The sequence below is a fragment of the Halomonas sp. ND22Bw genome (assembly GCF_003011945.1).
GTDB classification, from domain to species: domain Bacteria; phylum Pseudomonadota; class Gammaproteobacteria; order Pseudomonadales; family Halomonadaceae; genus Halomonas; species Halomonas halophila.
The window spans coordinates 1-248 of sequence record NZ_PXWD01001454.1 but is presented as its reverse complement, the minus strand read 5'-3'; the positions used below and the strand labels follow the sequence as shown (position 1 = coordinate 248).

Sequence of the window (248 nt, the reverse complement as noted above, 5' to 3'; positions counted from 1 at the left end):
GCGCACATCGTCTTCACCGCCATCGACCGCAAACGCCCCGCCACCCAGTCAAAAAAGGCGGTGCGTCTGATGCGCGAGCATCTGGGTTTCGGCGGGCTGATCCTGACCGACGATCTGTCGATGCAGGCGCTGAAGGGATCCCTGGGCGAACGGGCGAATCAATCATTGATTGCTGGTTGTGACGTCGTTCTGCACTGCAACGGCTTCCTGTCGGAAATGCAGGAAGTCGCAGAGGCGACGGGCAGGCT

At 60.9% G+C, this 248-nt stretch carries 1 protein-coding gene; it reads left to right on the top strand.

Translation table 11 applies throughout. From position 1 onward, the window contains the following. A partial coding sequence (locus tag CVH10_RS23035; RefSeq protein ID WP_369335994.1) for a glycoside hydrolase family 3 N-terminal domain-containing protein occupies positions 1-248 on the top strand: 248 nt, incomplete at both ends.